The organism is Nocardioides fonticola (assembly GCF_039536805.1).
Taxonomy (GTDB): Bacteria; Actinomycetota; Actinomycetes; order Propionibacteriales; family Nocardioidaceae; genus Nocardioides; species Nocardioides fonticola.
The window spans coordinates 52,171-65,372 of the sequence record NZ_BAAAZH010000026.1; the positions used below are offsets into that span (position 1 = coordinate 52,171).

7 protein-coding genes are annotated in these 13,202 nt (G+C 76.5%); 2 read left to right on the forward strand and 5 right to left on the reverse strand.

Translation table 11 applies throughout. The annotated features are described in order from the left end of the window. Positions 1-4 precede the first annotated feature (4 nt). Genes recD through recC form a run of 3 tightly spaced genes read right to left on the reverse strand, consistent with a single transcriptional unit; the run spans position 5 to position 8,605 of the window. Positions 5-1,765: an exodeoxyribonuclease V subunit alpha gene (gene recD, locus ABD671_RS16835; protein WP_344734597.1), complete on the reverse strand. Its 1,761-nt coding sequence runs from the start codon at positions 1,763-1,765 to the stop codon at positions 5-7. After that, positions 1,762-5,175, reverse strand: coding sequence for a UvrD-helicase domain-containing protein (locus ABD671_RS16840; RefSeq protein ID WP_344734598.1), 3,414 nt, complete (start codon positions 5,173-5,175; stop codon positions 1,762-1,764). The genes recD and ABD671_RS16840 overlap by 4 nt, the downstream gene beginning before the upstream one ends. 1 nt (position 5,176) lies before the next feature. Next, positions 5,177-8,605: an exodeoxyribonuclease V subunit gamma gene (recC, locus tag ABD671_RS16845; protein WP_344734599.1), complete on the reverse strand. Its 3,429-nt coding sequence runs from the start codon at positions 8,603-8,605 to the stop codon at positions 5,177-5,179. 123 nt (positions 8,606-8,728) lie between these two features. Between recC and ABD671_RS16850 the strand changes: the two genes are divergently transcribed. Then, positions 8,729-11,722, forward strand: coding sequence for an MMPL family transporter (locus ABD671_RS16850; protein WP_344734600.1), 2,994 nt, complete (start codon positions 8,729-8,731; stop codon positions 11,720-11,722). 12 nt (positions 11,723-11,734) lie between these two features. On the opposite strand, the gene ABD671_RS16855 is transcribed toward ABD671_RS16850, so the two are convergent. Next, positions 11,735-12,217 (reverse strand): PGPGW domain-containing protein, encoded by a 483-nt coding sequence (locus tag ABD671_RS16855; RefSeq protein WP_344734601.1) that lies wholly within the window; start codon positions 12,215-12,217, stop codon positions 11,735-11,737. A 9-nt stretch (positions 12,218-12,226) separates the two neighbouring features. After that, complete coding sequence (locus ABD671_RS16860; protein WP_344734602.1) at positions 12,227-12,751, reverse strand: nuclear transport factor 2 family protein; 525 nt, start codon at positions 12,749-12,751, stop codon at positions 12,227-12,229. 171 nt (positions 12,752-12,922) lie between these two features. On the opposite strand from ABD671_RS16860, the gene ABD671_RS16865 reads away from it, so the two are divergent. Further along, a partial coding sequence (locus ABD671_RS16865; protein WP_425574928.1) for a hypothetical protein occupies positions 12,923-13,202 on the forward strand: 280 nt, incomplete at its 3' end.

Here is a 13,202-nt window from a genome sequence, read left to right on the forward strand (position 1 = left end):
GCGCTCAGCCGCTGAAGCGCGCCCGCAGCCCCGAGGCTCGCAGGGCGCGCCGCTCGACGGCGACCCGGACGGCGTCGGGCCGCCCCAGGATCGTCAGCCGCGACTGCGCACGGGTGACGGCGGTGTAGAGCAGTTCGCGCGTCAGCAGCGGGGAGTCCTCCGGCGGCAGGACGACGGTGACCTCGTCGGCCTGGCTGCCCTGGCTCTTGTGGACCGTCATCGCGTGCATCGTCTCGACGTCGGAGAGCCGCGACGGCGCGAACCGGCTGTGGCTGCCGACCCCGGCGATGACCGCGCTCAGCTGGTCGCCGGCCACCGTGACCCCGGTGTCGCCGTTGAAGAGGCCCAGCCCGTAGTCGTTGGCGGTGACCAGCAGCGGCCGGCCGGCGTACCACTCGCCGCCGCCGGCCCGTCCGATGCCGCGACCCAGGGCGTCGGCCAGCAGCCGTTCGACCTCGAGGTTCCAGTGGGTGACGCCGTACGGGCCGTCGCGGTGGGCGCACAGCAGGCGGTGCCGGTCGACCGCGGCGAGCGCGGCCTCCACCTCGCCCCTGCTGGCGGCGCTGTGGATCGCCAGCGCATGGTCGCGCAGCTCGGCCCGCAGCAGCGCGGCGTCGCCGGCGTCGTCGGGGTCGAGCAAGCGGACGTCGTCGCCGCCGGCGGCCAGCAGGTCGAGCACGGTGTCGGCGTCGCCGTCGCGCAGCGCGGTGGCGAGCGCCCCGATGCGCGCCCCGAAACGGTGTCCGGTGCGCAGCGCCTGGACCGCGCCGGGGGCATGGTCGGCCAGACCGGCGACCAGATCGGCCAGGACGGCGCCGGCCTCGACCGAAGCGAGCTGGTCGGGGTCGCCGACGAGCACGAGCCGGGCGTCGGGGCGCACCGCCTCGAGCAGGCGGGCCATCATCGTGAGCGAGACCATCGAGGTCTCGTCGACCACGACGACGTCGTGCGGGAGCCGGTTGCCGCGATGGTGCTTGAACCGGGTGCGGGAGTCGGGCACCCAGCCCAGCAGGCGGTGCAGGGTGGAGGCGGTGAGGCCGGCGAGCGCGGCGCGGTCGGCGTCGGTGAACCGGTCGGCGCGTTGCGCCTCCTCGACCGACTGCTGGAGGCGCGCGGCCGCCTTGCCGGTGGGCGCGGTCAGCGCCACGCGCAGCCGACGTCCGTCGCGTTCGGCGTCGGCGGCGAGCAGGGCCAGCAGTCCGGCGACGGCGGTGGTCTTGCCGGTGCCCGGGCCGCCGGTGAGCACGGTGGTGGCCTGGCCCGCGGCGGCGACCGCGGCGGCCCGCTGCTCCTCGAAGCCGGCCGGGAAGAGGCGCGCGGCGCCGGCCTCCAGCGCGGCGGCGTCGACCACCGGCGGCGCGGCGGCGGCGCGCGCCACGAGGTCGTCGCGCACCTGACCCTCCTCGCGCCAGTACCGGTCGAGGTAGAGCAGGTGCCCCTCGACCCGCACCACCGAGGCGGCCGCCAGCGGGCTGGCCGCCACCCGATCGAGGTCGAGGCCCGCGGGCCAGGGCAGATCGGGATCGTCGGCGACGAGCTCGGCGAGGTCGACGCACACCGACCCGTGCCGGACGGCGCGCACCGCCAGGGCGACGGCAAGGGCCACGGCGTCGTCGCTCTCCCCCGCCAGCGCGCAGGTGCGGGCGGCCACATGGACGTCGGCGGCGGTCAGCACGCCCGCGGTGTTGAACTGCGCCAGCACGCCCGTGGCCCCGGCCGCCAGCCGCGGGTCGTGGGCGTCGAGGGCCTCGAAACGCTCGATCACGGGTGCCCTCCTACGGCCGATGCGGGTTCGCCGTCGAGCAGTTCGGAGAGGGCCACGACGAGGGCGGCCGGCGGGCGCCAGGAGAAGACGCCGGCCGGATGCCCGTCGTGCTCGGGCGTGGCCGGGCCCGCCATGCCGCGCAGATAGAGGTAGAGGACGCCGCCGAGGTGGCCCTCGGGGTGGTAGTCGGGCACCCGCCAGCGCAGGTAGCGGTGCACGACGACGGAGTAGAGCATCGCCTGGAGCGGGTAGTGCGAGTGCAGCATGGCCTCGGCCAGGCGCGGCGCGGCGTAGTCGGCGGCGACCGGGACGACGCCCGGCGCGCTGAGCCGGTTGGTCTTGTAGTCGGCGACGACGTAGCGGTGACCGACCTCGGGGTCGGGTACGCGCAACACGACGTCGATCGACCCCGACAGGTAGCCCCGCAGCGGCTGGTCGCCCAGCGGCGGCACGGCCAGCCGGTCGGCGTAGGCGGCCAGCGGGTCGTCGGCCGGGAGGTGCGCGCGCAGCACCGGCACGAGGTCGCGCAGCCGCGGCACCGGACGCTCGGCGCCGCGCACCCGGTCGCCGCCGGCCAGCGGGATCTCGAAGTCGAGCTCGCAGAGCCGGTCGGTGCGGGCGATCTGCGCCAGCGTGCGGGCCTCGCACAGCGGCCCGAGCGAGGTGTGGTGAACGGCCAGCAGCCCGGCGGCGAGCTCGTCGGCGTCGACGTCGACGGGCCACCACCGCTGCTGCTCGACGATGTGGCGGCGCAGCTCGGCCTCGAGGTCGCCGCCGGTGGCCGGTGCCGCCGGGTCGGTGTGCTCGAGCACCGCGTGCACGAGACTGCCGAAGGTCGCGCCGGCCGGTGCGGTGGCCAGCGGCAGGTCGGGCCGGGTCTCGGAGACGGCAGACCCGGAAACGGCGGGCTCGTCGGCGACCGGCTCGTCGTCGCGCAGCGGCGTCTCGGGTTCGGTGCCGACCTGCGGCGGCGCCTGCTCCTCGATGCGGATGAGGCCGGAGTAGGAGGTGCGGGTCCAGGCGGTGTCGATGGGGCGGTCGAGGGTGCGGACGCCGAGGGCACGCTCGGCGGCGGCGGCGGGCGGGGCGGACGGCGTGCGGTGCGGTGCGGCGTCCTCGAGCGTGAGGGCACCGGCGGCCGCCCAGGCCGCGAGCACCTCGACGGCGCCGTCGTCGTCGCGCACCAGCATCTCGTCGGGCACGTGGGCCGCACCCGGGCGGCGTCCGAAGAGCATGCGGTGCAGCGAACCGGCCACGGTGTTCTGGGTGGGCGCCCACCACGCCACGACCTGGGCCTGGGCGCGGGTGAGCGCGACGTAGAGCTCGCGGAGATCCTCACCGGACTCCTCGGCGACGTGGCGGGCCAGATGCTCGGGCCAGGCCGCGCCGGCCCCGCGCACGTCGAGCGTGCGGCGTCCGGCGTGGTGGTAGCGCGCGACCTCGGTGGGGTGCCGGAAGGTCTGGTAGGCGAAGGGCAGGTAGGTCACGGGGTACTGGAGGCCCTTGCTGCCGTGCACGGTGACGATCTGGACGGCGGCGGCGTCGGAGTCGAGGCGCCGCGGACGCTCACCGCCCGCGACCTCGACGCGCCGACGCTCCTCGCGGAACCACTGGAGCAGCGCGGTGAGGCCCATCCGCTCGCGGACCGCCGTCTCGTGCAGGAGGTGCCCGAGGTGGCGCAGGTCGGTGAGCAGCCGCTCGCCGCCCTCGAGGGCGAGCACACGGGGGGTCAGCCCCGCCGACTCCAGGGCCTCGACGAGGGCGGCCACGCCGCGGGATCGGAGCACGGCGGCCCAGCCGCGCAGGCGGTCGGCCACCGCGTCGGCGACCGCCTCGCCGGCGACGCGGTCGGCGGCCAGCTCGGCGGCGGTGTGTCCCAGGAAGCAGGTGAGCGCGGCGGCGCGCACCCGGGGCCCGCGATGCGGCTGCTCGAGCGCCTCCAGCAGGGTCGACCAAGCGTCGGCGGCCGGGGTGGCGAAGAGGTGGCCGCCGCCGGCGACGACCGCGGGGACGCCGAGCCGGGCCAGCGCCGTCTGCACCAGGACGCCGTGGTCGCGGGTGCTGACGATGACCGCGATGTCGGCGCGTTCGAGCTCGCGGCCGGCGAACCGGGGGCGGGCGGCGAGCAGCTCGGCGATGTCGGCGGCGCAGTCGGCGGCGATGGCCTCGCGGGCGTCGCCCGCGCGGATCTCCCGCTTCTTCGTCTGCGGCAGGCCCTCGCGGGCCAGACGCCGCACCCGCACGGGTGCCGGATGGGGCGCACCCTCGAGCCGGCGCTCCTCGATGCGGGCACGCACCGGCCGCACGACGATCTCGTCGTCGCCGAGCGCGGCCCCGCCCAGCAGCACCTGGAGCGCCTCGACGAGCGCAGCGTCGCTGCGGTGGTTGAAGCCGAGGGTGGCGCGGTGGTGCGCCAGGCCGGCCGCCCGCAGGTAGGTGACGACGTCGCCGCCCCGGAAGCCGTAGATCGCCTGCTTGGGGTCGCCGATGAGCACCAGGGTGGCGTGCCCGTGGAAGGCGCGTTCGAGCACCTCCCACTGCGTGGGGTCGGTGTCCTGGAACTCGTCGACCAGCACGACCCGCCACCGCGAGCGCAGCCGCGCGCGGGCGGGGGCGTCGTCGTCGGCCAGGGCGCGGGCGACCCGGGCGAGCAGGTCGTCGTAGCTGAGGATGCCGCGCTCGCGCTTGCGCCGCTCGACCTCGACGCGCACCTCGTGGGCGAAGGCCACCCGCAGCGCGCCCGGGGCGTCGGGATCGGCCGACTCGGCGGGGCTGGGCGGTGCGATGTCGGCGAGCGAGTCGCCCATCACCGCCCGCGCCAGCGATCGCGCGCTGAGCAGCGTGAACGGCGGCGGACCCTGCCGCTCGCCGAAGAACCGCAGGTAGACGTCGTCGACGACCTCCATGACGAGGTCGTCGAGGGAGTCGACCAGGGTCGCGCCCGGCTCGGTGTCGCCGGCGACACCGAGCGAGCGCAGCACCTGCTGGCAGAACTGGTGGGTGGTGGCGATGGTGGCGGCGTCGAACCCGGCCAGGGCGGTGCGCAGACGGTCGTGCCGCTCGGCCCGCTCGGCGGGGTCGCAGGCGAGCAGCCAATCGCGCACGACGTCGCGGCCGTCGGGAGCCGCCTCGGGGTCGGCCAGCACCCGCTCGGAGGCGACGAGGCGTTCGCGCACCCGGGCCCGCAGCTCCTGGCTGGCGGCGCGGCCGAAGGTGACGACGAGGACCTCCTCGATGCGCACCAGACCCGAGGCGAGGTAGCGGGCGACCAGGCCGGCGATCGTGTAGGTCTTGCCGGTGCCGGCGCTGGCCTCGAGCAGCGTGGTGGCCGCCGGGGCGGGCAGGTCGCCGGCGAGGTCGAAGACCGGCAGCTCGGAGGACGTCTCGGCGGACGTCTCGGGGGCGCTCATCTCACCAGCTCCCCTGCTCGGCGATCAGCAGCGGACTCCACACCCGCAGAGCCAGCGACCCGAACCGGGTCGTCTCGCCGTCGGCCTGCTCGCCGGGGCGCGCGGGGCCCAGCCCCGGGAACGCGCGGTCGGGCCACAGCAGGGCGTGCGCCGGGTCGGAGCACTCGCCGGGGAACCGGCCGTCGGCCCACTCGTACCGGGTGACCGCGTCGAGCGCCTCGGCGACCGCGGTGTGGGTGCGGCGCTTGCGGGCATAGGACATCGAGGCCTTCAGCGGCAGCGGCAGCGGCTCCTGGAGTCCGGCGTCGCGCAGCGCCACGAGGTCGCGCAGGTGGTCGAGGGCGCGGTAGTCGAGCGGTCCGAGCAGGGAGACGCCGACGGGGTCGCGGCTGCGGCTGTTGGGATGGCGGCCCAGGGTGTGGGCGGTCCAGGCGGTGTCCTCGTCGGAGGCGGCGAGCGCCAGCAGGCGGATCCACGACTGCAACCGGTGGGTGGCACCCAGGCGCGAGTAGGAGGCCGGCACCAGCCGGTCGCCGTAGACCTGCGGGACGGTGCCGCGCAGCCGCCGGCCGCCGCCGAGGTCGACATCGACGTCGACGGCCCGGGGCGGGCGGGTGCGCAGCCGGCGGGCCTCGGCGGCGATCGGCTCGGCCCGGGTGAGGACGTCGCCGAGGATGCGCCAGCCCAACCACTTCGGGGGCAGGACGCCGCGGCGCCACTCCTGGTCGCGCACCCGGGCGGGGTCGATGCCGTCGAGGAGGTCGCGCAGCACCCGGTCGCCGACCGACCAGCGGGTCAGCTCGTCGATCTCGACGGGGAGGGCGTCGTCGAGCGGTTCGTCGTCGTCGCGCAGCGCGAGGTCGAGCCGCTGACGCACGAAGCCGCCGGCGGGGTTCTTCCAGAAGGCGAGCAGGTCGTCGAGCAGCACGTCGTCGGCCGGTGCGGGCGGCAGCGGCTCGTCGAGCAGGCCCGGGACGGCGACCCGGGGACGGCGCGCCGACCGGGCCCCGCGCAGGGTGGCGGGGTCGAAGGAGAACGGCCGGCCGTCGGGGACGAGCGCCCCGGGCTCGTGGTTGCGGGCGTCGAAGGGCTGGAGCGGGTGGTGCACCGTGACGGCCGCGGCGACGCTGCGGGGCGCCCCCTCCACGACCGACCCCGCGCTGGCGGTGCGGTCGAGCGCGTCGAGGATCTCTCCCAGGGGCACGGCCGGCGGTCGCGGCTGGCCGGCGTACTCGTCGGCGCCGGTGTAGGTGATCACGAGGGTCTCGGTGGCGGCGAGCAGGGCGTCGAGCAGGAGCTGGCGGTCTTCGCTGCGGGCGTCGCGTTCGCCGGTGCGGGGATGGCGGGCCAGCACGTCGTCGCCGTCGGGGATGCCGACCCGCGGGAAGGCGCCGTCGTCGAGCCCGACCAGGCACACCACGCGGTGCGGCACCGAGCGCATCGGCACCATCGTGCACACGGTCAGGGTGCCGGTACGGAAGTTCGCCCGCGTGGGGCGACCGCCCAGCCGGTCGGCGAGGAGCGCACGGACGTCGGGCAGCCGCAGGGTCAGCCCCAGGCCCTCCCGCGCGAGCGCGGTCTCGCGCAGCCGGCCGAGCTCGCGCTGGGCCTGCCCGACCTGCCAGGCGTCGTCGGCGCCGACGGCGGTGAGCACCTCGAGGGCCCCGGTCAGCACGTCGAGCCAGTGGCCGAGCGGGTGGGCGCCGACGAGCCGGTCGGTGAGGGTGCGCAGACGCTCGACGAACTCCACGAACCGGCCCACGAGCTCGACCTGGCCCGAGCCGACGTCGTCGAGGGGCAGCACGCGGTCGAGCCAGGCCGCGGTGTCGGCCGACATCGCGACCCCGGTGAGCAGCCGGTCGAGCCCGAACTCCCACGTGTTGGCGACGTAGTCGCCCAGACCCACCGGACGGCGATGCTCGGCGTCGAAGGCCCAGCGCACGCCGCTGACCCGCACCCAGTCGACGAGCTGCTGGAGGTCGTCGTCGCCGAAGCCGAAGCGGCGGCGCACCGGCTCGGCGTGCGCGAGGTCGACCACCTCGCTGGCCGTGGCCCGCCCGCCGGCGAGGTCGAGCAGGGCGGTGAGGACGCCGAGCAGCGGGTTGGTGCGCGAGAGCGCCCGGTCGGCCAGCCGCACCCGCAGCCGATGGGCGGGGTGCGCGGCCTCGGGACCGGCAGCACCGGCAGCACCGGCAGGCCCCGCGGCACCCTCGAGGTCGGCGAGCCCGAACCCGGCGGCGACCAACGGGGCGTAGGTCTCGATGTCGGGACACAGGACGACGATGTCGCGCGGCTCGAGGGTGGGGTCGTCGGCCAGCAGACCGAGCAGCACCTCGCGCAGCACCTCGATCTGGCGGGCGGCGCCGTGGCAGGCGTGCACCTGCACCGACCGGTCGTCGGGCCGCAGGCGCCGGGCCTCGCGCTGCTGCGCCGTGGGGACGGCGTCCGCCCGCAGGTCGCGCTGGAGCCACCCGAGCAGGGTGTCGGGGACGTCGGGGTCGGGGGGCACCGGCGCGAGCTCCGGCGCGACGGTGGCGAGCACTCGCTGGAGCTCGCGGACGTCGCGGCCGAGCGTGGCCAGCAGCGGATGGGTGAGCAGGCGGTGACCGGTGTCGTCGGCGCGCGGCACAGGACCCACGGCCGCGTCGCGGGCGAGCCGCTCCCACGCGGCGGCCGATGGCACCGGCAGCCACAGGTGGACGTCGCGATGCTCGCCGAGCGCGCTCAGCAGCTCGACGTCGGGGAGCGCGAGCCGCGTATGCCCGAAGAGGGAGAGCCGGGCCGGCAGCGGCAGCCCGGCACCGCCGGCGCGCAGCGCGGCGAGGGCCGCGGCATGCCGCTCGACCGGGGTGGGACCGCCGACCCGGTCGGCGAGGGCGCGCCACAGCGGGGGCTGCCAGGCGAGGTCGGCGGGCAGGTCGAGGACGCCGTCGGTGGCCTGCCCGGCCGCCCAGGCCGCCAGCACGCCCGGGCGTTGGCCGGCGTAGCCCGCGAAGAGCCGGGCGAGCCGCTGGGCGAGCGCGAGGCGGCGTCCGCGGCGCAGCTCGGCCTCGGCAGGCTCGGCGTCGCGGGCGCCGAGGTGACGGGCCAGCGGCAGCGCCCACGGCTCGTCGAGCACCTCGTCGAGGGTCTGCAGCAGCGGCCACAGCAGGGCCTCGGGCGACCAGGGGTCGTCGTCGCGGGTGCCGGTGAGCTCGGCGAGCAGCGACCAGGGGCTGCGGAACTCCACGCCCGCGCAGACCCCGTCGCCGCGACCCGGTGCGGTGCCGAGGCGATGGGCCAACCGCTGGGAGAGCCACCGTTCGACACCCGCAGCCGGCACCACGACGACCTCCCCGGCGAACGGGTCGGCCGGGGGCACCGCCAGCAGGTCGCCGAGGGCGTCGGCGAGCTGGTCGGTGCGCGAGGCGCGGTGGAGGTGGAGCGGCACGCGCGCCAGCTTGGCAGACCGCTCCGACAGATCGGGCCGGTCCTCCACCTCCACCCTGGGGCGGAGGGCGGTTCCGCCCGCGGGACGTCGCCGCGCGCTCCGGCGCGGCCCTAGCGTGCCACCGTGGACCACACCCCCGGCCGGCTGCTGCCCGCCCTCGCCCGCCTCAGCGTGCGGCACGCCCGCGCCGTCGTGCTGTTCTGGGTGGCCTTCGTCGCGGTGCTCACCGTGCTGGTGCCGCGGCTGGAGACCGTCGTCGCCGACGACGACACCCCGGTGGTGCCCTTCGACGCCCCCTCGATCGTGGCCCTCCAGCAGATGGACGCCGCGTTCGGCAACGGGCGCACCAACTCCGTGCTGGTGGTCGTGGTCGAGCGCGAGGGCGGCCTGACGGCGTCCGATCTGCGCTACTACCGCGACCTCGTGCCGCGGCTGCGCGCCGAGGACGGCGTCGCCTGGGTGCAGGACGTGCGGCGGCCGGTGCTGCGACGCGCCTTCGTCAGCGACGACGGGGAGGCCGCCTACGTGACGGTCGGCCTGCCGGGTGCGACCGGGGCACCGGCGTCGCTCGGGGAGGTCGAGCGGGTGCGCGAGATCGTGGCGACCGACCGGCCCGGGGGCTTGCGCACGGCGGTCACCGGGGGCGCCGGCACCATCGCCGACATGGCGCTCGAGGCCGAGCACAGCATCCTGCGGATCACGCTGGTGACCGTGCTGCTGATCGGGCTGCTGCTGCTCGTGCTCTACCGGTCGGTGCCGCTGACCCTGCTCGTGCTCGGCATGATCGCGGTGGCCCTCGGCGCGGCCCGGGCGGTCGTGGCCGCGCTGGGCGCGGGCGATCTGCTGCCGGTCTCCACCTTCACCGGATCGTTCATGACCGCCGTCGTCCTGGGCGCGGCGACCGACTACGCGATCTTCCTCATCGCCCGCTTCCACGAGGCACGACGCGAGGGGGTCCCGGCCGCCGAGGCGGCCGTCCTCGCCGGCGGCCGGGTCGCCGGCGTCATCGTCGGGTCGGCGCTCACGGTGGTCCTCGCGACCGCGGCGATGGGCTGGGCGCGGCTGGGGGTCTTCACCACCACCGGCCCGGCCGTGGCGGTGGCCCTGCTGCTCACCCTCGCGATCGCGCTCACCCTCGTGCCGGCCGTGCTGGCGCTGGCCGGCGGGCGGGGCTGGCTCGACCCGCGCGGCGACCAGGGGGCCGCGGCCTGGGATCGGACGGCGGGCGCCGTCGTCGCGCGTCCCGCGCGGGTGCTGGCCCTGACCCTCGTCCCGATCCTGGCGCTGGCCGCCCTCGCACCCGTCATGGACCGTGACTTCGACTCGCGCGCCAGCCAGCCCGCGAGCACGGAGAGCAACCGCGGCTACCGGCTGCTCGACGCGCACTTCCCGGTCAACGAGACGCTCCAGGACTGGGTGCTCATCACCGCCGACCACGATCTGCGCACGCCCGACGACCTGGCGGCGCTCGAGGCGGCCGGCGCGGCCGTGGCGGCGGTGCCCGGGGTCGTGACCGCACGCGGGCTCACCCGGCCTCGCGGCGAGCCGATCACGCAGGCGTCGGTGAGCTATCAGGCCGGAGTGGTGGGCCGACGTCTCGGCCGCGCCGCCGACCGCATCCGGTCCGGCGGCGACGACACCGGACGGTTGGCCTCCGGCGCCGGCGACCTCGCCGACGGCGCCGACGAGCTCGCCGGCGGCACCGACCGCGCGGCGACGGCGTCCGACCGTCTCGCCGGCGGCCTGGAGGAGCTCGACGCGGGTCTGGAGCGCCTCACCGCCGCGGCCGGACGCGCCCAGAACGGCTCGGCACGGCTGCGGGACGGCGCGGCGGCGCTCGCCGCCGGACTGGACACCGCGCTGGCGCAGACCCGCACCGCCGTCGACGGGCTCGGCCAGGCCGTCGCCGCCCTCGACCGCAGCCTCACCTGCCGGGTCGACCCGCAGTGCAGCGGCGCCCGGGCGGGCCTGCACCAGCTCTACGACGCGCAGTCGGGCCAGCTGGTGCCCGGGCTCGCCGACGCCGCGACCGCGGCCCACCGCATCGCCGACGGCACCGCCGACCTCCAGAGCGGACTGGTCCGGCTGCGCGACGGACTCGACCGCGCCCAGGCGGGCGCGGACCGCGCCGCCGACGGACAGCGCCGCCTGGCCGGCGGACTCGGCGACCTCGCCGGCGGAGCCTCCCAGCTGGCGACCGGCTCGGCCGCACTCGCCGACGGCACCGACCAGGTCGTCGACCAGGTCGACTCGCTCGGCCGCGGCCTGGGCACCGCGGCACAGGTGCTGCGTCGCACCGGGGGCGCCGGCACCGACCCGGCCGTCGCCGGCTTCTACCTGCCGCCGAGCGCGCTGAAGGACTCCCGGCTCGACGTCGCCCGCGCCATCTACCTCTCCGCCGACGGCCGCACGGCCCGCATCGGCGTGCTGGGCGCGACCGACGCCTTCGGCACCCAGGCCCGCAGCCGGATCGGGGAGGTGGCCGATGCCGCCCGCACGGCGCTGCGCGGGACGTCGCTGGCCGACGCCGAGGTGACCACCGCCGGCACCGCCGCGGTCAACGCCGACCTGGCCAGCATCTCGGCCGCCGACTTCGGACTCGTGGCGGGCATCTCGCTGATCGCGGTCTTCCTCGTGCTGCTGGTGCTGCTGCGCTCCCTCGTCGCGGCCGGCGTGCTGCTCGCCTCCGTGGTGGTCTCCTACGCGGCGGCCCTGGGCATCGGCGTCCTGGCCTTCCAGGTGGTGCTCGGGCGCGACCTCGACTGGTCGGTGCCGGTGCTCGCCTTCATCCTGCTGGTGGCCGTGGGGTCGGACTACAACATGCTGCTGATGAAGCGCATGCAGGAGGAGGCGCCGGACGGCGACCGGGCGGGCATCGCGCGGGCCACCTCCGCCACCGGCCGGGTCATCACCGCCGCGGGCCTGATCTTCGCGGCGAGCATGTTCGCGCTGCTGGCCGGCTCGGTCTCGACGATCGCCCAGACCGGCTTCACGATCGGGGCCGGGCTGCTGCTCGACACCTTCGTCGTGCGGTCGCTGGTCATCCCCGCGATCGCGGCCCTGCTGGGTCCGCGGCTGTGGTGGCCGCGGCGCCGTCCTGCGACGGTCGCGGCCTAGGGGACCAGTGGCCTAGAGGCTGCGGAAGTCCTCGTCGGCCTGCTCGATCTCGCGCTCGAGCTCGGCGACGGCGTCCGGCTTGCCGTGGAAGCGGCGGTAGCTGTAGACGAGCAGCGCCGCGGCGATGAACGCGGAGGCGATCTGGGTGACGCCGGTGGCGACCCCACCGGGCAGCCACCAACCCTCCGAGAGCGGCCACCAGCCGGGGGCCTCGGGGCCCCGGATCCATACGAACCCGGCCACGAGCAGCAGCAGCGCGGCCACGGAGGAGCCGACGATGCGCGGCCAGCTCTCCACGCTCTCGGCGGCACCCTTGAGCGCGCGGTACTTGACCGGGTCGAGGCGTCGCTCGGCCCACTCGTACTGCTGGGAGAGCACCGCGAGGGCGGCGAAGATCATCAGCAGCCCCGGCCCCGGGAGGACGAGCGCGGCGATACCGGCGAGGAGCAGGCCCCAGCCCACGACCTCGAGGGCGATGCGGCGGGCGGCCTTCATGTCGGGAGCCTAACGACCCGATCCAACGCCGCCGCCGTACTGCTCGAGGTAGGCGCGCCCGTCGTCGTCGAGCCGGCCGTGTGCCTCGGCGATGCGGGCCCACCGCACGGCCATCGTGAGGAACCGCAGCGGGTTGTAGACGTCCTCCTCGCGGGAGAACAGGCCGTCGCCGGCGTAGGTCATGATCGTCAGGTTCGACTCCTCATGCGCCGAGCCGTCACCCGGGTCGGGCATGAGGTTGCGCACCTCGCAGATCAACCGAGACCGCTCGACGTCGACCACCGACCAGGCCAGGGGGAAGCCGGTCATCACCGACCCCGGGAAGCTGGTCATCGTGCGCACCGACCAGGCGCGGATCTCCTCGCGGCCGTGGAAGGTGCCGAAGGCGTGCTCGACGTACTGCGCGTCCTCGGTGAAGTGGAGCGCGAAGTCGTCCCACTGCCCGCTGGTGGCGTAGTGCTGCACCTGCCGGTGCATCGCCGCGTAGGCCTCGGTGATCTCCTCGGCGCTGAAACGGCCGGTCGTCGTGGTCACGTGCGGCATCCAAGCGGATCGGCTCGGTCCAGACCAGTGGTCGGCGACCGGTGACCCGGTCGGGAAACCCTCGTTGGAACGCTGTTCCCCCCTCTCCGGTCCCCCGCCGGAGGCATCACCGCGCGCTCCACACCCTCCCCCCGCCCGTCCTCTCCCTCCCCCGGGACACCCATGACCCACGCGGCCCCCCGCCACCGTGCTCCCCGCCACCCCCGACCGTTCCGCCCCCGGCCCCGCGCCGGGACGCGGCGCGACGGCGGGGCGCGACGCACCGCCCCCGCCCTCGTCGCCACCCTCGCGACGGTCGCCACCGCGGCCGCGCTCGCCGCTGTCGGCGTCGCCGCGCTGACCTCCGTCTCGGTCCGCGGAGCCGACGAGGCCCTGGCCGCCGGGCCGTCGGCCGGCGCGACGAGCCTCGCCTGCTCCGGCCCGGCCGGCCGGCTGCGGTCCG

Excerpts from the sequence above, each read along its gene's own strand:
- ABD671_RS16840 (WP_344734598.1), bottom strand. The coding sequence starts at position 5,175 with ATGAGCGCCCCCGAGACGTCCGCCGAGACGTCCTCCGAGCTGCCGGTC.
- ABD671_RS16855 (WP_344734601.1), bottom strand. The coding sequence starts at position 12,217 with ATGAAGGCCGCCCGCCGCATCGCCCTCGAGGTCGTGGGCTGGGGCCTG.